Origin of the sequence: Dactylosporangium sp. CA-052675 (assembly GCF_050947935.1) — a bacterium.
Taxonomy (GTDB): domain Bacteria; phylum Actinomycetota; class Actinomycetes; order Mycobacteriales; family Micromonosporaceae; genus Dactylosporangium.
In genome coordinates this window covers 5,379,617-5,403,271 of the sequence record NZ_CP192010.1, presented here as the reverse complement: position 1 = coordinate 5,403,271, position 23,655 = coordinate 5,379,617, and the positions used below count along the sequence as shown (strand labels likewise).

The 23,655-nt window shown below is 72.0% G+C and carries 17 protein-coding genes; 12 read left to right on the top strand and 5 right to left on the bottom strand.

Going from position 1 to position 23,655, the window contains the following annotated elements:
• Positions 1–33: 33 nt before the first annotated feature.
• The gene (locus tag ACQP1P_RS24830; protein WP_433090119.1) at positions 34–1,041 is read right to left on the bottom strand and encodes a LacI family DNA-binding transcriptional regulator; all 1,008 of its coding nucleotides are present in this window, start codon (positions 1,039–1,041) and stop codon (positions 34–36) included.
• Positions 1,042–1,244: 203 nt separating this feature from the next.
• Between ACQP1P_RS24830 and ACQP1P_RS24825 the strand changes: the two genes are divergently transcribed.
• Genes ACQP1P_RS24825 through ACQP1P_RS24810 form a run of 4 tightly spaced genes read left to right on the top strand, consistent with a single transcriptional unit; the run spans position 1,245 to position 6,502 of the window.
• Positions 1,245–2,480 (top strand): sugar ABC transporter substrate-binding protein, encoded by a 1,236-nt coding sequence (locus ACQP1P_RS24825; RefSeq protein ID WP_433090117.1) that lies wholly within the window; start codon positions 1,245–1,247, stop codon positions 2,478–2,480.
• A 1-nt stretch (position 2,481) separates the two neighbouring features.
• Entirely contained in the window at positions 2,482–3,966 is a 1,485-nt protein-coding gene (locus ACQP1P_RS24820; protein ID WP_433073019.1) for an ABC transporter permease subunit, read from the top strand.
• Positions 3,963–4,808 carry a sugar ABC transporter permease gene (locus ACQP1P_RS24815; RefSeq protein ID WP_433073018.1) on the top strand — a complete coding sequence of 282 codons (846 nt, stop codon included), beginning with the start codon at positions 3,963–3,965 and terminating at the stop codon, positions 4,806–4,808. The genes ACQP1P_RS24820 and ACQP1P_RS24815 overlap by 4 nt, the downstream gene beginning before the upstream one ends.
• Complete coding sequence (locus tag ACQP1P_RS24810; protein WP_433073016.1) at positions 4,805–6,502, top strand: glycoside hydrolase family 13 protein; 1,698 nt, start codon at positions 4,805–4,807, stop codon at positions 6,500–6,502. Before ACQP1P_RS24815 ends, ACQP1P_RS24810 begins: the two co-directional genes overlap by 4 nt.
• Positions 6,503–6,593: 91 nt before the next feature.
• Here the strand turns inward: ACQP1P_RS24810 and ACQP1P_RS24805 are convergent, their stop codons facing one another.
• On the bottom strand, positions 6,594–8,042 hold the full coding sequence (locus ACQP1P_RS24805) for an MFS transporter (protein ID WP_433073014.1): 1,449 nt from the start codon (positions 8,040–8,042) through the stop codon (positions 6,594–6,596).
• Positions 8,043–8,464: 422 nt separating this feature from the next.
• Here ACQP1P_RS24805 and ACQP1P_RS24800 point away from each other — a divergent pair, with 422 nt between their 5' ends.
• The 4 genes from ACQP1P_RS24800 (at position 8,465) to ACQP1P_RS24785 (ending at position 13,040) form a co-directional block, all read left to right on the top strand.
• Positions 8,465–8,902: a MarR family winged helix-turn-helix transcriptional regulator gene (locus tag ACQP1P_RS24800; protein WP_433073012.1), complete on the top strand. Its 438-nt coding sequence runs from the start codon at positions 8,465–8,467 to the stop codon at positions 8,900–8,902.
• A 233-nt stretch (positions 8,903–9,135) separates the two neighbouring features.
• The gene (locus ACQP1P_RS24795) at positions 9,136–9,696 is read left to right on the top strand and encodes a cysteine hydrolase family protein (RefSeq protein WP_433073010.1); all 561 of its coding nucleotides are present in this window, start codon (positions 9,136–9,138) and stop codon (positions 9,694–9,696) included.
• Positions 9,697–10,334: 638 nt separating this feature from the next.
• Positions 10,335–12,086, top strand: coding sequence for a S8 family serine peptidase (locus ACQP1P_RS24790; RefSeq protein WP_433073008.1), 1,752 nt, complete (start codon positions 10,335–10,337; stop codon positions 12,084–12,086).
• A gap of 9 nt (positions 12,087–12,095) precedes the next feature.
• A complete protein-coding gene (locus ACQP1P_RS24785; protein WP_433073006.1) occupies positions 12,096–13,040 on the top strand; it encodes a ComEC/Rec2 family competence protein in 945 nt (314 codons plus the stop codon).
• Here the strand turns inward: ACQP1P_RS24785 and ACQP1P_RS24780 are convergent.
• Positions 13,024–16,353, bottom strand: coding sequence for a glycoside hydrolase family 3 C-terminal domain-containing protein (locus ACQP1P_RS24780; RefSeq protein ID WP_433073004.1), 3,330 nt, complete (start codon positions 16,351–16,353; stop codon positions 13,024–13,026). The two genes, ACQP1P_RS24785 and ACQP1P_RS24780, sit on opposite strands and share 17 nt — an antisense overlap.
• Before the next feature lie 347 nt (positions 16,354–16,700).
• Here ACQP1P_RS24780 and ACQP1P_RS24775 point away from each other — a divergent pair, with 347 nt between their 5' ends.
• From ACQP1P_RS24775 to ACQP1P_RS24760, 4 genes are all read left to right on the top strand, one after another.
• The gene (locus ACQP1P_RS24775; RefSeq protein WP_433090115.1) at positions 16,701–17,039 is read left to right on the top strand and encodes a hypothetical protein; all 339 of its coding nucleotides are present in this window, start codon (positions 16,701–16,703) and stop codon (positions 17,037–17,039) included.
• The gene (locus ACQP1P_RS24770) at positions 17,036–17,524 is read left to right on the top strand and encodes a roadblock/LC7 domain-containing protein (RefSeq protein WP_433073002.1); all 489 of its coding nucleotides are present in this window, start codon (positions 17,036–17,038) and stop codon (positions 17,522–17,524) included. The genes ACQP1P_RS24775 and ACQP1P_RS24770 overlap by 4 nt, the downstream gene beginning before the upstream one ends.
• 77 nt (positions 17,525–17,601) lie before the next feature.
• Positions 17,602–18,285 carry an RraA family protein gene (locus ACQP1P_RS24765; protein WP_433073000.1) on the top strand — a complete coding sequence of 228 codons (684 nt, stop codon included), beginning with the start codon at positions 17,602–17,604 and terminating at the stop codon, positions 18,283–18,285.
• Positions 18,286–18,414: 129 nt separating this feature from the next.
• Positions 18,415–19,986: a putative Ig domain-containing protein gene (locus ACQP1P_RS24760; protein WP_433072998.1), complete on the top strand. Its 1,572-nt coding sequence runs from the start codon at positions 18,415–18,417 to the stop codon at positions 19,984–19,986.
• Positions 19,987–20,051: 65 nt separating this feature from the next.
• Here ACQP1P_RS24760 and ACQP1P_RS24755 read toward each other — a convergent pair whose 3' ends face one another.
• Together ACQP1P_RS24755 and ACQP1P_RS24750 are read right to left on the bottom strand one after the other, a co-directional pair.
• Entirely contained in the window at positions 20,052–23,195 is a 3,144-nt protein-coding gene (locus ACQP1P_RS24755) for a glycosyl hydrolase family 95 catalytic domain-containing protein (protein WP_433072996.1), read from the bottom strand.
• 130 nt (positions 23,196–23,325) lie between these two features.
• Complete coding sequence (locus tag ACQP1P_RS24750) at positions 23,326–23,649, bottom strand: ArsR/SmtB family transcription factor (RefSeq protein ID WP_433072994.1); 324 nt, start codon at positions 23,647–23,649, stop codon at positions 23,326–23,328.
• Between the last annotated feature and the right edge of the window lie 6 nt (positions 23,650–23,655).

Below are 23,655 nucleotides of genomic sequence, written 5' to 3'. Positions count from 1 at the left end.
CCACCGTGAAGCGCGAGAACGGGGACGAAACGCTCAGCGAGGGGCGATGCCCGTCGAGTTGCGCACGACCAGCTCCGGCGCGAACAGGAACTCCGAGTGCGGCGAGGGCTGCCCGTTGATCGCGTCGATCAGCGACTGCGCCGCCGCGTTCGACATCGCGAGCACGGGCTGGCGCAGCGTGGTCAGCGGCGGGTCGGTGAACGCGATCAGCGGCGAGTCGTCGTAGCCGACCACCGACACGTCACCGGGCACCGACAGGCCCCGCAAGCGCGCCGCCCGCACGGCGCCCAGCGCCATGAGGTCGGAGCCGCACACGAGCCCGGTCACGCCGCGGTCGAGCAGCCTCCCGGCCGCCGCCGCGCCCCCCTCGACGCCGAAGAGCGAGAGCTCGATCTCGTCGGAGAGGCCGTGGCGGCGCATCGCCTCGCGGTACCCGAGGATCTTGCGCTGCACCGGGGTGAAGCGCTCGGGGCCGGAGATGAAGCCGATGCGGGTGTGGCCGAGCGAGGCCAGATGATCGACCGCCAGCTCGCTGGCGCGGGCGTCGTCGCACGAGATGCACGGCGCCTCGAGCCCCGGGACGTGCCCGGTGATCATGACGATGGGCAGCGGGCGGTCGATGAGCTTGCGGTACCGGTCATGGTCCGCCGTGGTGTCCGCGTGCAGCCCGGAGACGAAGATGATGCCGGCGACCGCGCGGTCGAGCAGCATCTCGATGTACTCGTCCTCGGTCACGCCACCGGGCGTCTGCGTGCACAGCACGGGCGTGAACCCGTGCCGGGACAGCGCCGACTCGATGACCTGCGCGAACAGCGGGAAGATCGGGTTCTCGAGCTCCGGCGTCACGAGGCCGACGAGGCCGGCGCTGCGCTTGCGGAGTCGTTCGGGTCGCTCGTAACCGAGCACGTCGAGCGCGGTGAGCACGGCGTGCCGGGTGTCGGCGCTGACCCCGGGCCGGTCGTTGAGCACCCGCGAGACGGTGGCCTCGCTGACCTCCGCCTGCTTGGCGATGTCGGCGAGGCGAGCTCGTGGAGCGTCCATGGCCATGCGACGAGAGTAAGCGGCTCCGTGCCGAAATTGAAAGTCGCTTGGAAGCTCTTTCATTCGGTGCAAGTCCTTGCTACGGTCTGCGCCACCGGCAATCGATCGACACCCCTGTACCGATGCCGTACACCATTCCTGGCCACACGCACGCCTTCAGCCGGCGTGCGTGTGCTCCACCCTGAACAGGAGCATCCATGCGCATTCCGCTGCGCGCCGCCGGCGTGCTCGCCCTCGCGGCGTTGACGCTCACCGCCTGCTCGTCGTCGAAGACCCCCGAAAGCGCCTCCACCGCGCCCACCGCCACGCTCGCCATCTGGGCCGACGACCAGCGCGCCGCCGCCCTCAAGCCGTTCGCGGAGCAGTTCGGGCAGGCCAACCACGTCGACGTGCAGGTCCAGGCGGTCTCCAAGGACCTGCAGACCAACTTCGTCACCGCCGCGCAGTCGGGCAAGGGCCCGGACATCGTCGTGGGCGCCCACGACTGGATCGGCAACCTGGTGCAGAACGGCACCATCGACCCGATCCAGCTGTCGGACTCGCAGCGGTCCGGCTTCGCCGACGTGGCGATGAAGGCCGTGACCTTCAACGGGCAGGTCTACGGCGTGCCGTACGCCATCGAGAACCTCGCCCTCATCCGCAACACGGACCTGGTCCCCGACGCGCCGGGCAGCATCGAGGACCTCGTCGCGGCCGGCAAGGCGCTCAAGGACTCGGGCAAGGTCTCCAACATCCTGTCGCTGCAGGTGGGGCAGAACGGCGACGCGTACCACGTCTACCCGCTCTTCACCTCGGCCGGCGGCTACCTCTTCGGCACCAAGCCCAACGGCGACTACGACCCGGCGGACCTCGGCGTGGACAAGCCCGCGTCGGTGGAGGCGTTCAAGAAGATCGCCGCGCTCGGCGAGAAGGGCTCCGGCGCGCTGACCCGCTCGGTCAACAGCGACAACGCGATCCCGACGTTCACCGGCGGCAAGGCCCCGTTCCTGATCTCGGGCCCGTGGGCGGTCGCCGACATCAAGAAGGCCGGCGTCAAGTACGACATCACCCCGGTGCCCGGGTTCGCCGGCGGCAAGGCCGCGCAGCCGTTCGTCGGCGTGCAGGCGTTCTACGTGGCCAGCAAGGGTAAGAGCAAGGCCCTGGCCAACGAGTTCATCACGAACTACCTGACCAAGCCGGAGCTGCAGGTCGCGCTGTACCAGGCCAACCCCCGCCCGCCGGCCCTGAACGCCGCGATGGACCAGGTCAAGGGCAGCGACCCCGACATCGAGAAGTGGCTCGCCGCGGGCAAGGGCGGCGCCGTGCTGCCCGCCATCCCGGCCATGGCCGCGGTGTGGGACCCGTTCGGCAAGGCGGAGTCGGCGATCGTCGGCGGCGCGGACGTACCGTCCACACTGGCCGGTGCCGCCAAGACCATCGCCGATGCGATCAGCAAGTAGCGTGAAGATTCCAGTCCTCGGGCTCGCCCTGGCGCTGGCGGTGTACGCCGCCTTCCCGCTGGCCGAGGCCCGTGCGTGGGGATGGCTCGCGGTGCTCGTCGTCGTGACCGGCATGATCTTCGCGATCTACCTGTCGCCGCGGGCCGTCCCGGCGAAGTACCTCGTTCCTGGAGTGCTGTTCCTCCTGGCGTTCCAGGTCGTCCCGGTGCTCTACACCGTCGCGACCGCCTTCACCAACTACGGCGACGGGCACCGGGGCAGCAAGCAGGACGCGGTCACGGCGATCCAGAGCGCCTCCGTTCGGCAGGTGCCGGGGTCGGTCGAGTACGCGCTGTCGGTCGCGCTCGACGACGGCGGCCTCAAGTTTCTGCTGCTGTCGGCGGACGGCAGGGCGTACGTGGGCGACGCCTCCGGCCTGAGGACCCTGCCCGACGCGACCGTCTCGGCCGGGCGGATCACCGCGGTGGACGGCTACCAGCTGCTCGACCTCGGCCAGGCCACCCGGCGCAACGACGAGATCCTCGCGTTCACCGTGCCCACGGACGGCGGGGCGATCCGGGCCTCCGGGCTCACCCGCGCCTACACCGGCCAGGCCACCCGCTACTACGACGCCGGCTGCGACTGCATCACCGACCGCGGCACCGGCAAGCGCTGGAGGGCCGACGAGGACTCCGGCTCGTTCGTCGCCGACGACGGCGAGCACCTGGCCCAGGGCTGGAAGGTCAACGTCGGCCTGGCCAACTTCGGCCGGGTCGTCACCGACCCGCGCATCGCGGGCCCGTTCCTGAAGACCCTCGTGTGGAACCTGGGGTTCGCGCTCGGGTCGGTGCTGGCGACGTTCGCGCTCGGGCTCGCCTGCGCGCTCGCGCTCAACGCGAAGATGCGGGGGCGCAGCTGGTACCGCGTGCTGCTCGTGCTGCCCTACGCGATGCCCTCGTTCGCGATGCTGCTCGTCTGGCGGGACCTGTTCAACCAGGACTTCGGGCTCGTCAACCGGCTCACCGGCCTGCACGTGGACTGGTTCGGCACCCCGTGGACCGCGCGGCTGGCCGTGATCCTGGTGCAGCTGTGGCTCGGGTACCCGTACATGTTCCTCGTCGCCACCGGCGCGCTGCAGGCCATCCCGCGCGAGATGTCGGAGGCGGCCTCGATCGACGGGGCCACCCCGGTGCAGCGCTTCCGCCGGGTCACGCTGCCGCTGCTGCTCGTCGCGCTCACCCCGCTGCTCATCTCGTCGTTCGCGTTCAACTTCAACAACTTCAACGCGATCTACCTGACCACCGAGGGGGCGCCCTTCGAGGCCGGCAACTCCAGCATCGGCGCGACCGACCTGCTCATCACCTACACGTACCGGCTCGCGTTCGGCGGCTCCGGCGCGCAGCTCGGCTTCGCGGCGGCGATCTCGGTGTACATCTTCGCCATCGTGGCCCTCATCTCGGTCGCCGGCTTCCGTCGCAGCCGCAAGCAGGAGGAGGTCTACTCGTGATCGCCTGGGCCCGCACGACCGGCTGGCGGCACGCGGCCGGGCTCCTCGCCGTCGCCTTCTCGCTCTTCCCGATCGTCTTCGTCGTCTCCGCCGCCTTGAACCCGCTGGGCTCGCTGAGCTCGACGCAGCTCATCCCGAGCGCCGCGGGGCCGGGCAACTTCGGGGACCTGTTCTCGAAGACCGCGTTCCCGCACTGGTACCTCAACTCGATCCTCATCGCCGGGATCGCCGCCGCGGTGGGGGTGTTCCTGTCCATCCTGGCCGCCTACGCGTTCTCCCGGATGCGGTTCAAGGGGCGCCGGGTCGGGCTCGTCTCCCTGCTGCTGATCCAGATGTTCCCGCAGTTCCTCTCGGTCGTGACCATCTACCTCATCTTCGCCGCGCTCGGCGACTACTACCCGGCGATCGGGCTCGACCGGCCGTGGGGGCTGATGCTGCTGTACCTCGGCGGCGCCCTCGGCGTGAACACCTGGCTCATGAAGGGCTTCCTGGACACCGTGCCCAAGGAGCTCGACGAGTCCGCGGTCGTCGACGGCGCCAGCCACGCCCAGATCTTCTTCCGGGTCACGCTGCCGCTGGTCGCGCCGATCCTCGCGGTCACCGGGCTGCTCGGGTTCATCGGCACCATCAACGAGGTGCTGCTGGCCAACGTGTTCCTGCACTCCGACGACGCCAAGACGCTCGCCGTCGGGCTCTACGGCCTCGTGGCCGAGCAGCGCAACGCCAACTTCGGGATGTTCTGCGCCGGCTCGCTGCTCACCGCGGTGCCCACGGTCGTGGTCTTTCAGGTGCTGCAGCGGTACATCGTGTCGGGCCTCACCACCGGGGCGGTGAAGGGATGACCGTCCACCACGACGGGTCCGCCCTGTACGTGCCGGACCAGAACCCGCGGCTCGGCGCCAACGTGGACGTCCTGCTGCGCACGCCCCTCGGCGTCCGCTCGGTGCACGTGCGCTCCATCGAGGACGGTGAGCCGAGGTTCACCGTGGCGGCCGCGGAGCGGCGCGGCGGCGAGCTGTGGTGGCGGGCCTCGGTGCTGGTGCGCAACCCCGTGACGCGGTACCGGTTCCTCGTCGACGGGGACTGGTACACCGTCCTCGGCCGCTTCGGCCACGACGTGCCCGACGACACCGACTTCCGGCTCGTCGCGCACCCGGGCCCCGCGCCGTGGACGCGCGAGGCGATCGTGTACCAGATCTTCCCGGACCGCTTCGCCCGCTCGGCCACCGCCCCGGCCACCCCCGGCTGGGCGGAGCGCTGCGAGTGGGACGAGCCGGTGCGCGGACACTCGAGGGAGTGGTACGGCGGCGACCTCGACGGCATCGCCCGGCGCCTGGACCACATCCAGGACCTCGGCGCCGACACCGTCTATCTCACGCCGTTCTTCCCGGCCCGCTCGAACCACCGCTACGACGCCGTCGCCTTCGACCGCGTCGACCCGCTGCTGGGCGGGGACCGGGCCCTGCGCCGCCTCGCCGACGCCCTGCACACCCGGGGGATGCGGCTCGTCGGCGACCTCACGACGAACCACACCGGCGTCGAGCACCCGTGGTTCGACCAGCCCGATCTGTACTACATGAGCGCCGACGGCGGCTACGAGTCGTGGCTCGGCGTGCCGTCGCTGCCGAAGCTCAACTGGCACTCGGCCCGGCTGCGCGAGCGGTTCGTGACCGATCCGGACTCGATCGTGCGGCGGTGGCTGCGGTACCTCGACGGCTGGCGCGTCGACGTGGCCAACATGACCGGCCGGCGCGCCGCGGACGACCTGACCATCGAGGTCTCCCGGCTGGTCGCGGCGGCGGTTCGCGGCGCCCGCCCGGACGCCCTGCTGGTCGCCGAGCACGCCCACGGCGCCGGCGGCGACCTCGACGCGGGCGGCTGGCAGGGCACCATGAACTACGCCGGCTTCACCCGTCCACTGTGGACGTGGCTGCGCGCCCCGTCGCTGGACCTGCCGGACTTCCTCGGCGTCCCCGGCCCCGTTCCCCGCCGCGACGGCCACGCGTTCGTCGCGACGACGCGGGCCATGATGGCGACGATGTCCTGGCGCTCGTGGACCCACTCGTGGAACCTGCTCGGCAGCCACGACACGGCCCGCATCCGCACGGTCGTGGGCTCGTCCGCGCTGCACGAGGTCGCGACCGGCCTGCTCGCCACCCTGCCCGGCGTGCCGATGATCTTCGCGGGTGACGAGTTCGGCCTGACCGGCACCAGCGGCGAGCGCTCGCGCACCCCGATGCCGTGGCGCACCGGCGCTGCGGTCCTGCCGTGGTACGGCCGGCTGCTCGCCCTGCGCCGCAAGCACCCGGCCCTGCGCGGGGGCGGCCTGCGCTTCGCCCACGTGGACGCGGACGCGATCGCCTTCTGGCGCGAGACGCACGACGAGCGCCTGCTGGTCCTGGCCCGCCGCGCGTCCGGCGCCGACGTCGCGCTCGACGGCGTCGCGGAGGCGGCGAACCTCTACGGCGGCGCGGCGTGGACCGGCTCCCTGCCCGGCGAGGGACCGACCCTGCAGATCTGGTCGGTCCCCGCATAGCCGGGCGGCGCGGCGTGGACCGGCTTCCTGCCCGGCGGGGGACCGACCCTGCAGATCTGGCCGGTCCCCGCGTAGCCGGTGCCGTGGCCGCTCAGCCGTGCACCGGGGTGAGCTCGGGCTCCTCCGCCTCGAAGTGGTCGCGCTGCTCCCGCGCCGGCGACCCGGGCCGGCGGCGGGGGATGAGCAGCGCCACGGCGACCGAGAGCGCCGCGGCCAGGGCGAGGGCGACGAACGCCGCGGTGTAGGCGGACTCGGTCGGCAGGCCGTCGGCGCGCAGGTCGGCGGTGACGATGGAGCTGACCACCGCGGTGCCGATCGAGGCGCCGATGGTGCGGATGTTGGCGTTCATGCCGCTGGCCGCGCCCGTCTGGGCGATCGGGACGCTGTGCACGATGAGGGAGGTCATGGAGGCGTACGCGAGACCGATGCCGATGCCGAAGACCGCGCCGGCGGTGGCCACCTCCCAGGGGTGGCGGTGGGCGAAGGCGAACGCGGCGCCGGCCGCGGTGGCCAGCAGGGAGCCGGCGATCACCTGCGCGCGGCTGCCGAACCAGCCGGCCATGGGGCCGCTGAGCATGCCCGCGACCGCCATCGTGGCCAGCATCGGCACCATGAGCAGGCCCGCCTGGCCGACCGTGGCGCCGAAGCCGTAGCCGGTCGAGGACGGGATCTGCATGAACTGGGGCAGGAACGCGTAGACGCCGAACATGCCCGCGCCGAACAGCAGCGCCACGACGTTCGTGGTCCACACGGCGGGCAGGCGCATCATGCGCATGTCGATGAGCGGGTTGCCCGAGCGCGTCTCGACCGCGACCCACCCCGCGGCCAGCAGCGCGGCCGCGGCGAGCAGGCCGACGGTCAGCGGCGACGACCAGCCCCACGCGTTGCCCTTGCTCAGCGGCAGCAGCAGCGCCACCAGCCACGCCGACAGCAGCACGGCGGCGAGCCAGTTCACGCGCCCGCTGGAGCGCGACGGCGACGGCGGCACGAACCGCCAGGCCAGCAGCCCGGTGACCACGACGACGCCGAGCGGGATCCAGAACAGCCAGCGCCAGTTCAGCGCGGCCACGACCGGCCCGGCCAGGACGATCCCGAGCCCGCCGCCGAGCGCGATCACGGCCGACATCGCGCCGACCGCGGACACGACCCGGGCCGGCGGGAACTCGTCGCGGATGATGCCGAACGACAGGGGGAACAGCGCCCCGCCGAGCCCCTGGATCACCCGCGCCACGATGAGGACGCCGATGTTGGGCGCGAGGGCGGCGAGCAGGCACCCGGCCGCGATGGCGGCGAGCGCGACCAGCAGCGTGCGCTCCTTGCCGATCATGTCGCCGATGCGGCCCATGAGCGGCGTGGCCACGGACGCGGCGAGCAGCCAGGCGGTCAGCACCCACGTCACGGTGCCCGCCGACGTGTGCAGATCGCGCTGCATGACCGGCAGCACGGGGCTGACCAGCGACTGCAACATCGAGAACGCCGCCGTGGACGCGGCGAGGACGCCGAACGTCAGCCGGTGCGAGGACCGGGAAACTTGAGGCATGCCTCCACAATACCGGAGGCCAGCCTCCGGACAAGCCGTTTCCACGCGCGTGACGCGGATCGCACGACGGGACCCGTCTCGGCGGCGGCGTCGACCATCGCGTTCCTCGCGGCCCGCCGACGCCGGACCCGGGTCCTCTGCCGACGTCGCCCCCCCGGGGGGCCTCTGCCGGCGTCGCCCTCCCGGGTCCTTTGCCGGCGTCGCCCTCCCGGGTCCTTTGCCGACGTCGCCCTCCCGGGTCCTTTGCCGGCGTCGCCCTCCCGGGTCCTTTGCCGGCGTCGCCCTCCCGGGTCCTTTGCCGGCGTCGCCCGGCCGGGGACGCGATCCTGTGGATTCGCAGTGCACAGGTAAACTGTGTAGGCTTGCTACGTAGTTGTCCGATCCATTCCGGGGCCGCGGCATCGGGTCAGGGGGTTACCTTGGTGGAGCGATCGCCCGGTGCGGCGACGGCCGCCCGTGATCTCGTCGAGCTGTTCCGGCGGCTGCGGGCCCGGCTGGGCCAGGTGCCCTCCGGCGGCCTGACCCCGTCGCAGGCGGCGGTGGTGGGGCGCCTGCACCGCGACGGCGCCTCCTCGACCACGGTGCTGGCCCTGGCCGAGGGTGTCCGCCCGCAGTCGATGACCGGGACCCTCAACGCCCTCGACGACCTCGGCCTCATCGAGCGCTCACCCGACCCCGAGGACGGCCGGCGGCACATCATCACGCTCAGCGAGGCCGGCCGGGCCCGGGCCCTGGCCGACAAGCAGGGGCGCAACGCTTGGCTCGTGCGGGAGATGGACCGGCGCTTCACCGAGGCGGAGCTGGCCACCATCAACGAGGCGCTGACCCTGCTGGCCCGGCTGGGTGAGCCCGCCGACTGACCGCCTATCCGCACCCCGTCCGCGCGTTCGCTCTTATTCGTTCGCCCAGCGCCTGCTTGTTCGCTCGTCCGTTCGCTCGTTCGCTCCGCTCGTCCGTTCGCTCGTTCGCTCCGCTCGTCCGTTCGCTCGTTCGCTCCGCTCGTCCGTTCGCTCGTTCGCTCGTTCGCTCGTTCGCTCAGCATCCGCTTGTTCGCTGTGCTCGGTCGCACAACGTCCGCAGAGAGGCAATCCGCATGTCCGAGACCCGTCCCGTGCTGCTCGCCATGGACTTCCAGCAGGGCATCGTCGACCGCGCCGGCGGCGGCCCCGCCCTCGCGGCCGTGAGCCGCGCGATCGAGGCCGCCCGCGGCGCCGGCATCCCCGTCATGTACGTCCGCGTCGCCTTCCGCCCCGGCTACCCCGAGGCGTCGGCGACGAACCGGACGTTCGGCGCCATCAGCCAGGCCGGCGACACCATGACCCAGGACCACCCCGCGACCCAGCTGCACGCCGACCTGCCCACCCGGCCGGACGAGCCGGTGATCGTCAAGCGCCGGGTGAGCGCCTTCAGCGGCAGCGACCTGGACGTCTTGCTGCGCGGCGCGGGCGCGAACGCCCTGATCCTGGCCGGCATCTCGACCAGCGGGGTGGTCCTGTCGACGCTGCGCCAGGCCGCGGACCTGGACTACGCCCTGACCGTCCTGTCCGACGCCTGCGCCGACCCCGACGAGGAGATCCACCGCGTCCTGACCGAGAAGGTCTTCCCCCGCCAGGCCACGGTCACCACGACCGACGAGTGGGTCAAGTCCCTCTGATGCGGCCCGTCCGCTGCGGTGCCCGAACCGGCCGGGCCGGCGGTTCGACGGAGTCCAAGTTCATGAGCACCTCGTCGCCGACCGCGTGCCTCGACGCTGCCGTTGGTGGACCGACCGCGCCGCCCGACCATCGCGCCCACGGCAACCGTGACGGCGGCGGCGTTCTGGGAGCGCGTGCCGACGCGCGCGAACGCGTGAATGACCGGGACCCGGTCATCGCGTTCATCGGAACCGTAACGCGGCGCTCGCATCGAAGGACGCGTGACGAGAAGCCCGCACACGGTCACGGTGGCCACGTCGCTCCCGAGCCTGACCGGATGCGTACAACCGGCAACCGACCCCGCGGCCCGCTCGTCTGCGGCCGGCGACTGGCCCGCGGGCGTCAGGGAGGCGGGAGGTCTAAGCGGCCGTCTCGACCAGCTCGATCGAGGTGGCCCGGGCCGGCCGCCCGGCCGCGGCGGGCGATCCGGCTCGGGCGCGGTTCCGGCCGCGCACTGCCGTGGCATTCGTGGACGTGACGGCCCGTGCTGATGACTCGCAGCCCACGTGTGCTTCGGCCGATGGAGTGTCGCGCTCGCGGGTGATCCCGGCGTAGGCTCACCGCCCGGCAGCGATCGACTCCGATGAAGGGCGGCGGCGTGAACCGGGACGAGCTGACGGAGCGGTTCTACGGCACGGGCGCCCTGCCCCCACCCTGGGCGACGGACTGTCCGGTGCGCTTCGACGCCTGGTGGGCGTTCGCCCAGCCATCGCGGCGGGGCCTCGAACACCGGGTGGAGGTCATCCTCACAATCCACGAGGATCACGGCATTCGCACGGTGTTCGAGCGGCTCCAGGCCACGGGCACGAACAGCACGAAGCCGGTCGCCGTCGGTGGGTTCGTGCTCGTCGAGGTGACCCTTCGCCAGCTCGTTCAGGTCGTCATGCCGATCACGAATCTGGCCGACCTCGTAGGGCGGGCCGCCCAACTGCCCCCGGATGAGCTGCTCGATCTGCTGGACCGCTCGTCCACGCCGCCGGAGCGGCGACGGCCGCCCCGGCCGCGGGGCACCGGCTTCGCCGAGGAGGACTATCGCCGGGATGAGGGACGTGCCAGCGAGTACGACCAGCGCCTCGCCTGGTTCATCGGGCTCCTGCACGCGGTTGCGGAGTCGGCAGGTGGCGATGGGCTTGCGTTCGTCGTCCAGGCACTGCGCGACATCGTTCCGGCGGAGCGGCGGCGCGGCGCCCTTGGCGACGACCGGCGCCTGCTGCACCCGGTGGCGTCGGTGACGACCAACCGCCGGGCCGGAGCGGCGGTGAGCCGGTCGCGGGCCACGGTCAAGGCCGACGCGGCGGAGCAGGTGTTTGCCGTGGACTGCGGCAGCATCGGCTGGGCGGTGGTGGACAGCGGCATCGACTACCGGCATCCGGCGTTTCAGGAGTGGCGCAAGATCTACGACGAGTTCGAGCCATTCGGAACGCGGGTGCTGCGGGCGTTCGATTTCACCAACGCGCGAAAGGTGCTCGCCGATCGCGCGAAGGTGCCGGGGCTGGTCGACTGGCGCGAAGCGCTGCCCTACGTCGAGATCCAGCTTGAACTCGAACGAGAACGGCCGAGGCGGCCGCTGGTGCAGTATCGGGAGCCGGTAAATCCGCACGGGACGCACGTGGCCGGGGTGCTCGGGGGGAACTGGCCCGAGCGGGGACTGCGCGGGGTATGCCCCAACATCAAGCTGTACGACTTCCGGGTTCTCGATGATCAGGGCGACGGCGACGAGTTCTCCGTGCTCGCGGCGCTCCAGGCGATCCGGTACATCAACGAGCAGGCCGGCCGGCTCGTCATTGCGGGAGTGAATCTCAGCCTGTCGGTGCCGCACGACGTGGCGACCTACGCGTGCGGGTGGACGCCGGTGTGCCAGGAGGCTGAGCGGCTCGTGCGTTCGGGTGTCGTGGTCGTCGCCGCGGCCGGGAATTCGGGGTTCGGCGAGCTCGTGCGCACCAACGGGGCCGGCTACAACCCGACCAGTATCTCGGACCCGGGCAACGCAGATGCGGTCATCACCGTCGGCTCGACGCATCGCTCCAACCCCCATCGGCATGGTGTGAGTTTCTTCTCGGGGCGCGGCCCTACGGCCGACGGGCGGCCCAAGCCCGACCTGATCGCGCCCGGCGAGGACATCGACGGCCCGATCCCCGGGAACGAGATCATGGCGATGCACGGCACGAGCCAGGCCGCGGCGCATGTCAGCGGGGCGGCGGCGATGCTCATGGCCCGCCACCGGGAGTTGATCGGGCGGCCGGAGCGGATCAAGGAGGTCCTCTGCGCGACCGCGACCGACCTACGCCGTGAGCGGGCGTTTCAGGGCAACGGCGTGGTCGACGTGCTGCGCGCCATCCAGTCGATCTGAGGGGCGCGGGTGCTCACGTTCGAATTCCTTGCCGCCGGGCCGGGAGATGCGTGCCTGGTGCGGTGGGACGGGCGGGCGATCCTGGTCGACGGTGGACGGCACGGCACGTACGAGAGCGCGATCAAGGGCCGGTTCCAGCGCCTCGAGGCGGTGTGCGTGACGCACGTCGACGACGACCACATCGGCGGGGTGCTGGCCATGCTCGGCGCGCTGCACCGGGAACAGCAGGATCAGCTGGAGCCCAGCGTCGTGATCGAGCGGCTGTGGTTCAACCACGCCGCCGAGATCCTCAAGGTGCCCGCCGACGTCGTGCGGGGCGCGAGCTTCGCTCAGGGCGGCAACCTCCGAAGGCTGGCCACCGCCCTCGGGCTGCGGCGCAACGAGCCCTTCGGGGACGTGATCAGGCAGGGCGTCACGGCGTCGCTCCACGGGCTGGACGTGACTGTGATCGCGCCCGGCCCGGCGGCGCTCGACACGCTGGCGGCGAAGTGGCAGCGGCACGACCCGCAGGTGGCCGCGGCGGCGGTCAAGGACCACAGCGTGCCCAACCTGTCGAGCATCGCGTTGTACCTCACCGACGGGACCACCACCGCGCTGCTGACCGGCGACGCCCGGGCCGACCATCTGCTCGACGGGCTCGCGGCGTGCGGGCACGAGCGGCTGCACGTCGATGTGCTGAAGCTGCCGCATCACGGCAGTGCCAAGAACGTCACGGCGGACTTCTTCGAGCGGGTGACGGCCGAGCACTACGTCATCTCGACCGACGGCACTAAGCACGGCCACCCCGACGCCGAGGCGCTGCGTCTCCTGGTGCGGTCCCGGGCGGCCGAGGATCGATACACGATTCATTTCACGCACCGCGTCGAGGCGGCGGAGCGGGCGCTGGACGAACTGCGGGCGGGCCGGCGGTTCGAGGTCGCCGGCCCGCCCGTCGTGCTCACGAGTACAGGTTGAGCTCCGCGACCGACCACCAGCTCGTCGACGTGCCCGTCTGCACGATCCGCACATACCGCGCGTTCTGCGCCGCGAACGTGGCCGTCACCAGGGCGCCCGTCCCGGTGCCCGTCGCGATCGGCGCACCCCACGTCGTCCCGTCCGCCGAGACCAGGATCTGGTAGCCGCGCGCGTAGTCGGACCCGCTGCCGGCCGAGTCCATGCGCAGCTCCTTGAACGTCCGCGCCGTGCCCAGGTCCAGCTGCAGCCACTGGCCGTTCGCCATCGGCGTGCCCGTCGACCAGCGCGTCCCGGTGTCGCCGTCCAGGACCCGGGCCGGCACGTCGGTGCCGCCCGTCGCCGAGGCCGTCGCCGTCCAACCGGTCCGCGGCAGGGCTCCGGTCGCCGGGGGGACGGTGCCGGACGTGTCCAGGTTCAGCTCCGCCACCGACCACCAGCTCGTCGACGTGCCCGTCTGCACGATGCGGACGTAGCGGGCCGTCACCGCGTTGAAGGTTACGGTCACCTGGGCCGAGGTGCCGGTGCCCGTGGCGATCGGGGCACTCCACGTGACGCCGTCCGCGGAGGTCTGGATCTGGTAGCCGCGGGCGTAGTCGTTCGTGCTGCCGGCCGAGTCCATGCGCAGGCGGTCGAAGGTCTGGGCCGAGCCGAGGTCGACCTGGAGCCACTGGCCGTTCGCCATCGGGGTGCCGGTCGACCAGCGGGTCGCGGTGTTGCCGTCCAGGACCCGGGCCGGCACGTCGGCGCCCGCGGTGGAGGACGCGGTCGCCGTCCACGCGGTCCGGGGAAGCGGGCTGTACCCGGCAGGCGTGCCGCCGATGGTCACCTGGCCGGTGAGGCGGATGTCCCGGGACGAGGCGCCGACGGAGACCTGGTGCGTCCCGGCGGACGTGGTCCACGCGGTGCCCCACGTCTGGAAGCTGCGCGCGTCCAGGGTCACGGTCACGCGCTGGGTCTGGCCCGCGGCCAGCGCGACCTTGGCGAAGCCGCGCAGGTTCTTCGGGGGCTCGCCGGTGCTCGCGGGCTGCCCGACGTACACCTGCGCCACCTCCGACCCGGCGCGCGTGCCGGTGTTGGTGACGTCGAACGCGACCGCCACGCGGCCGTTCGCGTCCGGGGTGGCGACGGTCAGGTTGCCGTAGGCGAAGGTGGTGTACGACAGCCCGTGACCGAACGGGAAGAGCGGGGTCAGGTTCTGGGCGTCGTACCAGCGGTAGCCGACCTTGAGCCCTTCGGAGTACTGGACCTGCCCGCCCTGCCCCGGCCACTGCGCCGTGGTGTTCGCGGGCACGTCGGCCAGCCGCGCCGGGAACGTGACCGGCAGGCGGCCGGTGAAGTCGGCGTCGCCGTAGAGCAGGGCCGCGAGCGCGTTGCCGTCCTCCTGGCCCGGGTACCACGCCTCGACGACGGCCTTCACGCTGTTCACCCAGGGCATCGCGACGGCCGAGCCGCTGTTGACCACGACCACGGTGTTCGGGTTGACCGCGGCCACGTCGGCGACGAGCTGGTTCTGGGCCGCGGCGAGGTCGATGCCGGCCAGGTCGGAGCCCTCGGACTCGAAGGTGTCGACGAAGACGAGCGCGGTGGCGGCGCCGCGGGCGGCCGCGATCGCCTGGTCGTGCACGGACTGGCCGGGCACCGACCAGCCCAGGGTCAGGTTGCTCGCGCCGCCGCCCTGGAAGTAGTCGACCTCGATGCTCGCGCTCTGCCCGGCGCTCAGCGTGACCGAGCCGGTGCGGGTCGTGCTGCCCTGGTTGAACCAGTTGTTGATGACCTGCTGGCCGTTCACGAGCAGCCGGCTGCCGTCGTCGCTGGTCAGGGAGAACTGGTAGGTGCCGCTCACGGCCGGGTGGAGGGTGGCGGTGTAGCGCGCCGACCAGTTCGTCGCGTTGACCCCCGGCGCCGGGGAGGCGCCGCCCCACACCCTGTCGATCGCGCTCTCGGCCCGGGTGAGCACCGCGGCGCCGGACAGATCGGTGCTGTCGTAGTACGCCGCCGTGAGCCCGGTGAACGCGCCGGCCGGCACCGGGGGCAGCGCGCCGTCGGCGGCCGCGATGCCGGGCGCGTAGACGGCGGAGGCGCTGCGGGCGTGGATGGCGTCGTAGGGCGTGGCCACGTAGGGCGCGTTGACCGCGGCGCTGCCGCCGCCCTGGACCATCGCGCGGGTGCCGCCGCCCGGGCCGATCACCGCGACCGTCGAGCCGCTCGCCAGGGGCAGCGCGTTGCCGGCGTTCTTGAGCAGTACCGCACCGTCGCGCGCGACCTGGCGCGCGACGTCGGCGTGGGCGGGCGTGGTCACGACCGCGGCCGTGTCGACCGTCTGCGTCCGGTCGAACAGCCCGCGGCGGAACATCGACAGCAGGATGCGCCGCACGTGCTCGTCGATGGTCGCCGGGGACACCTGGCCGTTCTGCACCGCCGTGGTGAGCGCGGCGCCGAAGTACTGGCTGCCGGGCATCTCCATGTCGAGCCCGTTGTTCGCCGAGGCGACGGTCGAGTGGGTGGCGCCCCAGTCCGAGGTGATGAAGCCCGTGAAGCCGAGGTCCCGCTTGAGCACGTCGTTCTGCAGCGGCCCGTTCTCGCAGGCGAAGGCGCCGTTCACGGCGGAGTAGGAGCACATCGCCGAGTCGGCCTGGCCCTGCTGGACGGCGGCCTCGAAGGCGGGCAGGTAGATCTCGCGCTGGGTGCGCGCGGCCACGATCGCGTTGTCGGACAGCGTGTTGCGGTTGGTCTCCTGGTTGTACGCCGCGTAGTGCTTGACCTGGGCCATCGGGCCCTGGCTCTGGATGCCCTGGATGTCCGCGGCGCCGATCTGCCCGGCCAGGTACGGGTCCTCGCCGAACGACTCGAAGGCCCGGCCCCAGCGCGGGTCGCGCACGATGTTGATGGTCGGGGCGAGCACCACGTTCGTGCCCTTGCCCCACTGCTCGGCGCCGAGGACCTCGCCGTAGCGGCGGGCCAGGGCGGTGTCCCAGGTCGCGGCGGCGGCGACCGGGGCCGGCAGCTGGGTGACGCCGGTGAACCCGTCGCCGGCCCCGGCCGGGCCGTCCTGCAGCCGGATCTGCGGGATGCCGAGCCGGGTGTTGGCATCGACGCACCCGGCGAAGCCGCAGCCGGCCCCGCCGTGCAGCATCGTGAGCTTCTCGGCCTGGGTCATGGCGGCGAGCAGCTCGTCGGAGCGCTGCGCGGGGGTCTGGGTGGCGTCGCGCCAGGGCTGGTCGGCGGCCTCGGCGACCCGGATCCCGGCGACGAGCCCGCCGGTCAGCGCGGCGGCGAGGGCCGCGGCGAGCAGGGCGCGGCGACGTGACGGCATGATGCTCCGATCGTGGCCATGGCGGTGACCGCAAGGCGCCTGGGAGAGCGCTCTCCGAGCCTTGCGCGCGGCGCCGGGACTGTCAAGAGTCTCGATTCCCTGAGCGCCTGTGACCAGGGCCGATCCGACGTACTTGGTTGTCCGTCATCGCAGTATGATCACATCGCGCGACCGAGCGTCACCGGCGCATCGGCTGGCAGGTCAGATGGCGATTGGCCGAGTGTCTGAAACCGGTGACGAAACGTGCACGGGGCGATCGTCCTGTGTCAGGCTCTGGCGCATTCCACTTGGTCGAACAGTCGGAGGCAGGCTTGACCAGCAACCTTGACGTCGCGCTCAAGAGCGCGATGAACATCGACGGCGCCATCGCCGCCGCGCTCGTGGACTACACCAGTGGCATGACCCTCGGCACGCTCGGCGGGGGCCCCGACTTCGACATCACCGTGGCCGCGGCCGGCAACACGGACGTCGTGCGGGCCAAGCTGCGCACCATCGAGATGCTCGGGCTGCCGGACAAGGTCGAGGACATCCTCATCACGCTCGACCACCAGTACCACATCATCCGCCCCCTGGGCTCGCTCGGCGGACGCGGGCTCTTCCTCTACCTGGCCCTGGTCAAGACCCGCGCCAACCTCGCGCTGGCCCGCCACCAGCTGCGCCAGATCGAAGAGGGCCTCGAGCTGTGACCTCCTTCGGGACTGCGACGCCACCCGACGCGGACGGGCTGCCGCGCCGCGCTCCGGTGGAGCAGACCTGGGGTGGCACGGCGGCGACGTTCGGCACCAGGATCGATCCGATGGCCGCCGCGCTCGCGGCGGTCCGGGGGGAGCTGGCGGACCTGCGCCTGCGCGTGCCGGGCGTGCGGGGCTCGGCCGTCGGCGGGGTCGACGGCCTGCTCATCACCCACGACCTGCCGCCCGGCCTGGAGCCGGCCGACCTGGCGGCGCTGGCCGCGACCACCTTCGGCCTGGGGCGGCAGACCGCGATGGTGCTCGGGCAGAGCCCGTTCCGCGACGCCACGCTGCGCAGCGAGGGCGGGTACTTCACCGTCTACGCCGTCGGCCCGACCAGCCTGCTGGCGGTCCTCGGCGACGACGGCATCAACGTGGCGCGCCTGCACCTCGAGGCCCGCCCCGCGGTGGCCCGGGTCGCCGCGCTGCTGCCGCAGTAGGCGCCGCGACAGCACCAGAACCACCCGCGCCGAATTGGCTCCGGCGGGCGACCCCCGCGCCGGGCCATGATGACGCGGTGAACGACTTCACCGATCTCACCACCCCGCTCGTCGCCGACGCCTGTGTGCGCGCCGGCATCGCCCCGCGGATCGCGCCCGCCGGCATCAGGCCCGTCATTCCCGGCACGTGCCTGGCCGGACGGGTGCTCCCCGCCCGCCATTACGGCAGCGTCGACGCCTTCCTCGAGGCGTTCGGCGCGGCCGGGCCCGGCGACGTGCTCGTCGTGGACAACGGCGGACGCACCGACGAGGCCTGCGTCGGCGACCTGACCGTGCTCGAGGCCGCCGCGGCCGGGGTCGCCGGCCTGGTCGTCTGGGGCCTGCACCGCGACACCGCCGAGCTGCTCGAGATCGGCCGGCCGGTGTTCAGCTACGGCGCGCTGCCGGTGGGCCCGTTGAGCGTCCGCGAGGCCGAGAGCCTCGCGCCCGCCCGCTTCGGGCCCCACGTCGTCACCGCGGCCGACCTGGTCCTCGCCGACGCCGACGGGGTCGTGTTCGTCGCGGCCGACCGGGCCGAGGAGGTCCTGCGGCACGCGCGCGGCATCCGGGACACCGAGCGGGAGCAGGCCTCGAGGATCCGCGCCGGCGAGACCCTGCGGGAGCAGACCAGGTTCGAGGAGTACCTCGCGCGGCGCTCGGGCGATCCCCGGTACACCTTCCGCCAGCATCTGCGCCGGGTCGGTGGGGCCATCGAGGAGTAGACGCAGGGCCAGGCATAGGGTCCACCGTCGTTGACGGGGAAGTTCGTCAATGTGAGGGTGCGAATCACATTGACGGGCGGCTACGCGTAGCCCACGACCGCCGCGCGTACCCCGACGAAGGGATCCCCCATGCGCAAGAGACGGACACTCGCAGTCGGCGCGGCCATCCTCGCCGTCGCCGCGAGCGTCGTCGCCGGCCCGGCGCCTGCCCAGGCACTCGCGGTCACCGGCCTGGGCTCGACGATCGCGCTGAACAACTGCTCGGGCTCGCTGGTGCGGTGGCCGCAGTCGGTCGACTCCGACCGGGCCATGCTGCTCACCAACGGGCACTGCTACGAGAACGGGTTCATCCCTGCGGGCCAGGTCTACACCAACCGCGCCAGCACGCGCTCCGGGACGCTGCTGAGCGACAGCGGCGCGGCGCTGGGCACGGTGAAGGCCGACAAGCTCATCTACGGCACCATGACCGGCACGGACGTGTCGCTGTACCAGCTCACCGACACGTTCGCGCAGATCAAGTCGAAGTACAACAACACCACCGCGCTCACCGTGGCCGCCACCCGTCCGGCCGACGGCACCGCGATGACCGTCCCGTCGAGCTACTGGAAGCAGGTCTGGACCTGCACCATCAACGGGTTCGTGCCCACGCTGCGTGAGGACACGTGGACGTGGCACGACTCGATCCGGTACAACACCGGCTGCCAGACCACCCACGGCACCTCCGGCTCGCCGATCGTGCGCACGTCGGACCGGGCCGTCATCGGCATCAACAACACCGGCAACGACGACGGGCAGAGCTGCACGCTCAACAACCCGTGCGAGGTCGACGCGAACGGCAACGTGACCGTCCACCAGGGACAGTCCTACGGCGAGCAGACGTACTGGTTCACCACCTGCCTGAACGCCTCCCGCGCCGTCGACCTCACGGTCCCGGGCTGCCTGCTCACCGGGGCGAGCACGCCGGGCAACACGGTCACCGTGTCCAACCCGGGCGCGCAGACCGCGACGGTCGGCACCGCGAAGTCGCTGCAGATCACCGCGACGGACTCGGCGTCGGGCCAGACGCTCACCTACTCGGCGACCGGGCTGCCCGCGGGCCTGAGCATCAACGCGAGCACCGGGCTCATCTCCGGCACCCCGACGACCGCCCAGACCACCACGAGCACCGTGACCGCCCGGGACACCACCGGCGCCACGGGCAGCGCGAGCTTCACGTGGACCGTCAGCGGCGGGGGCGGCGGCACCTGCAGCGGCCAGAAGCTCACGAACCCGGGCTTCGAGTCGGGCGCGACGGGCTGGACGGGCACGACCGGCGCGATCGGGCAGTGGTCCTCGCAGGGCCAGGCCGCGCACGGCGGGACCTACAGCGCGTGGCTGCTCGGGTACGGCTCCACGCACACCGAGAGCATCTCGCAGTCGGTGACCATCCCGGCCGGCTGCTCGGCGACGCTGACGTTCTGGGTGCACGTCGACTCCGCGGAGACCACGACCACGACGGCCTACGACAAGCTGACCGTCACCGCGGGCTCCACCACCCTGGCCACCCTGTCGAACCTGAACAAGGCGACCGGGTACGTGCAGAAGTCGTACAGCCTCAACGCGTTCGCGGGCCAGAGCGTCACGCTCAAGTGGAACGGCACCGAGGACTCCTCGCTGCAGACGTCCTTCGTCATCGACGACGCGGCCGTCACCGTCAGCTGACGGGACCGGGTGGGGCCGGCCCCGGACCGGTCCCACCCTCGCCGGCCCCGGCCCGATCCTCTTCGTCACGCGGCGATCAGGTCGAACTTCTCCCACGGCCCGATCGCCTCGCGGTTGGCCACGAGCGGCGCCGAGCCCGCGCTCTCCGCCGCCACGTACCGCCCGTTCACCGTCGCCTGCAGGCTCACGGAGTTGTCGGCGTTGCGGATGAGCCGGAACGTCTCCCACGACCCGGCCTGCGCCCGGTCGGCGACGAGCGGGTTGGCCCCGGCGTTCTCGGCGCACACGAACTGGCCGTTGACGCGGGCCCTCAGCGCGATCAGGCCGCCGCCCAGGTCGACGACGTCGAACTGCTCGGCGGTACCGACGGCGGTCCCGGTGGCGATGAGCGGGCCCGTGCCGCCGGCGTCGGCGGTGACGTAGCGCGTGTTCACCCGCGCCCGCAGCGCCGAGCCGGCCGCGGGCGGGGTCGTGCCCGTGGTGATCCGCAGCGCGTCGACCATCCCGACCGACGTGCTCCGGTTGACGATCCGGATCGTGTGCGTGCCGTTGGCCAGGCCGGACCTGGTGTAGACGGTCTGCTGGACCTGCCGGGCGCCCGGCGCGCCGAGGCTCACGGTGGCCTGCAGGACGTTGTCGACGTACACGTCCACGCTGCCCATGTCGCCGAAGCGCTCGGACAGCAGCTGCACGCCGGTGCCCGTGAACGTATAGCTCGCGGTCGCGCCCACGGTGGTGCTGTGGTGCGTGTCGTCGTTGTAGTCCCCGTAGCCGCGGTTCGTGCTGCGGTACCAGTTCGCGTCGTAGGTCAGCGCGGTGTCGTTGACGAGCGCGGGCTGCCCGGCGGCGGGCGTGCCGAGGGTGGAGGCGGTGCCGGCGAGCGTCTTGACGCCGGTGTTGGCGGTGCCGGTCAGCCGCGTGTGGGGGTAGGACGTCAGCGGCCGGGCGGTCCGCTCGACGATGTAGACGGTGTCCGCGGCGGTGGCGAAGGTGACCTCGCCGGCCGTGCTCGTGGTCAGCACCGCGTCGTCGGAGGCGCGCCGGACCCGGATCTGCTCGCTGCCCCACGGGTTCACCACCCGGGCCGGCTTGCCGTAGAGGCTCTTGAGCCCGACGTACTTCGTCTCGTTGCCCTCGCGCTCCGAGCTCACGAGGAACCCGTCCTCGGCCAGCAGCGTGAACTTCCCGCTGAAGCCCGCGTCGGCGGGCGCGGCCGGGAACACGCGGATCCGGTCGTCGTAGGACTGCAGGAGCGACTCGTTCGTCGCGGCCAGGTGCACGCCGAGGTACGCGAAGCCGCCGTTGATGTCGCTCGTCATGCCGTTGGGGGAGTTCTGGTACCGCTGCAGCATCAGCTTCATGCCCGCCAGCGCCTGATCGCCCAGGCCCAGCCGCGCGGCCTGCACGGCGTCGTCCGCCGACACGGTGCCGTAGGGGTTCGGCCGGGCGTTCCAGCCGGCCAGCGCCGTGGCGTAGTCGCTGGCCCCGATGCCGGTGAGGTCGTACGGCCAGATGAGCTGCGACGTCACGTCCTCGGCGTTGTGCGGCCGCACCGGCGGCGGGTCGTGCGGCAGCCAGACGCCGTTGCTCACCTTGTAGGGCTCGAGGTTGCTCAGCACGTCCTGCCAGCCGGCGCGCAGGCCGGCGTCGAGCCCGAGCTGGGTGCTCACCGCGATGGCGATGGGGAAGACGCGCCGGACGGCGGCCAGGTCGGTGATCGCGTTCCTGACGTCCCAGTAGGTCTCGCGCGCGTTCGACGACGCCATGAAGTAGCGGCCGGTCGCGGGGTCCCGCGAGAGCTTCGCCTGGTAGAACCGCACGACGTCGCGGAGGAACGGGTACGCGGTGCCGCGCAGGTAGCTCGTGTCGTCGGTGTAGCGGTACTGCAGGTACATGTTGTACGCGGCCTCGGCGCCCGTCGAGTAGATGTCGTCGACGTCGTCCGAGCCGACGGTGCCGCGCGCGTTGCCGTCCCAGCCCATCGTCTCCGGCGTCCACAGCCCGTCGATCGCGTAGCGGGTCCGGGTGTAGGCCCGCAGCGCCGCGGCGTTGCGGCTGTAGAGCCGGTTCTCGGTGGCGAAGAGGTCGACGTGGTTGGCGGCGAGCAGCGGGTTGTAGATGTCGCGCTGGCTGCCGTACCAGTAGCCGTTGCTCCACTTCGTGGCGTCCCGCGTCGCCCGGAAGACGCCGTTGGAGCAGTGGAACGGGTAGGTGCCGTAGCCGCCCGCGGCGATCATGTAGGTCGCGAGGTAGTAGACGTTCTCGAGGTAGTCCCCGGTGCCGGCCGCGCCGCCGTACTGCACGAACGACTTCGCCCAGAACGCGTGCCAGAAGGCGCGGTAGTCGTTCAGCGTGGTCAGGTAGCCGGCGCTCCTGGCCGCGGTGAGCTGGCCGCGGGCCTGCGCGACCGAGTCCCGGTTCGGGGCGTTGAGGCGGCTCGCGGCCGTGAACCAGATCGTGTAGCTCGCGGTGGGCGTGATGGTCAGGCGCACCTGGCGGCCGCCGGTCACCTGGGTGGTGTAGGCCGCGCCCTCCACCGTGGCCGCGAGGGTGTAGCCGAAGCCGCCGGGGTCGCGCTGGCCGCGGCTGAACCCGGCGGCGCCGGCGTCGGCGAAGGTGCTGATGTGCTGCCAGGTGTCCAGGTCGGGTACGTCGGCGCTGTCGGGCACCGTCGCCGGGTCCCACATGCTCAGGTCGAGCGTCGTGGCGCCCAGGCCGGTGCGCGAGTCCTCGACGTGGATGCCCATCACCTCGGAGCCGGGCACGCCGAGCACGGTGACCGTGCGGTTGCTGTCGTACCTCGTGGTGAGCGTGCCGTCGTAGAGCGACAGCCGCTGCTGGAAGGTCGTGTAGCCGGTGTCGAGGCCCGGGTTCGTGTTGAGGTTCACGAGGCCGGCCGCGTAGGCGGACTGCTCGGAGGCGTCGACGTTGGACACCTGCATGGTGAGGCCGTTGCCGTTCCACACCATGGCGCCCGTGCGGCCGTTGCCGACGGTCAGGCCGAGCAGCGGGTCGGTCTGCGGGCTGTTGTAGACGACGTCGTGCCTGGACAGGTAGCCGGCGTAGTCCACGTCGAGCGCGCCGGTGCCGGGGTTGAACGCCTGGTCGGTGGTCGCGGCACGGGCGGGGCCGCCGTGCAGGACGGCGACGAGTGAGCCCATGAGCGCGGCGACGGCCGCGACGCGGGGGATCCGGCGGGAATTGCCCATGGTGCTGCTCCTTCGGCCCGTGTGACGGGCGTCAGGCCGGCTTCGGGCGCCTTGGCGGTCTCCAGTGTCGCAGAGATCGGACGGCCGCGGGCGAGGCTCGGGAAGTTCCCGCGCGCGCCGGGACCGCCGCTCATGACTCGTCGTCCTCCAGCCGTGGTCGCAGGTCGAGCAGGGCCCGGGCGTGATCGCTGGTGTACTTGTCGATCCAGCGGTCGTGGATCTGCCGGATGGGCACCGCGTTGAGGAAGTGCAGCTTCTCCCGGCCCTGGCGCCGGGTCACCACGAGGTTCGCCTCTTCCAGGACCTTCATGTGCTTCATCACCCCGAAGCGGGTCATCTCCAGCTCGGACTCGAGCTCCGTGAGCGTGCGCCCGTCGCGCGCGAACAGCAGGTCGAGCAGGAAGCGCCGCGTGGGGTCGGCGAGGGCCTTGAAGACGCGATCGTCGTCGTCCACGCCTCG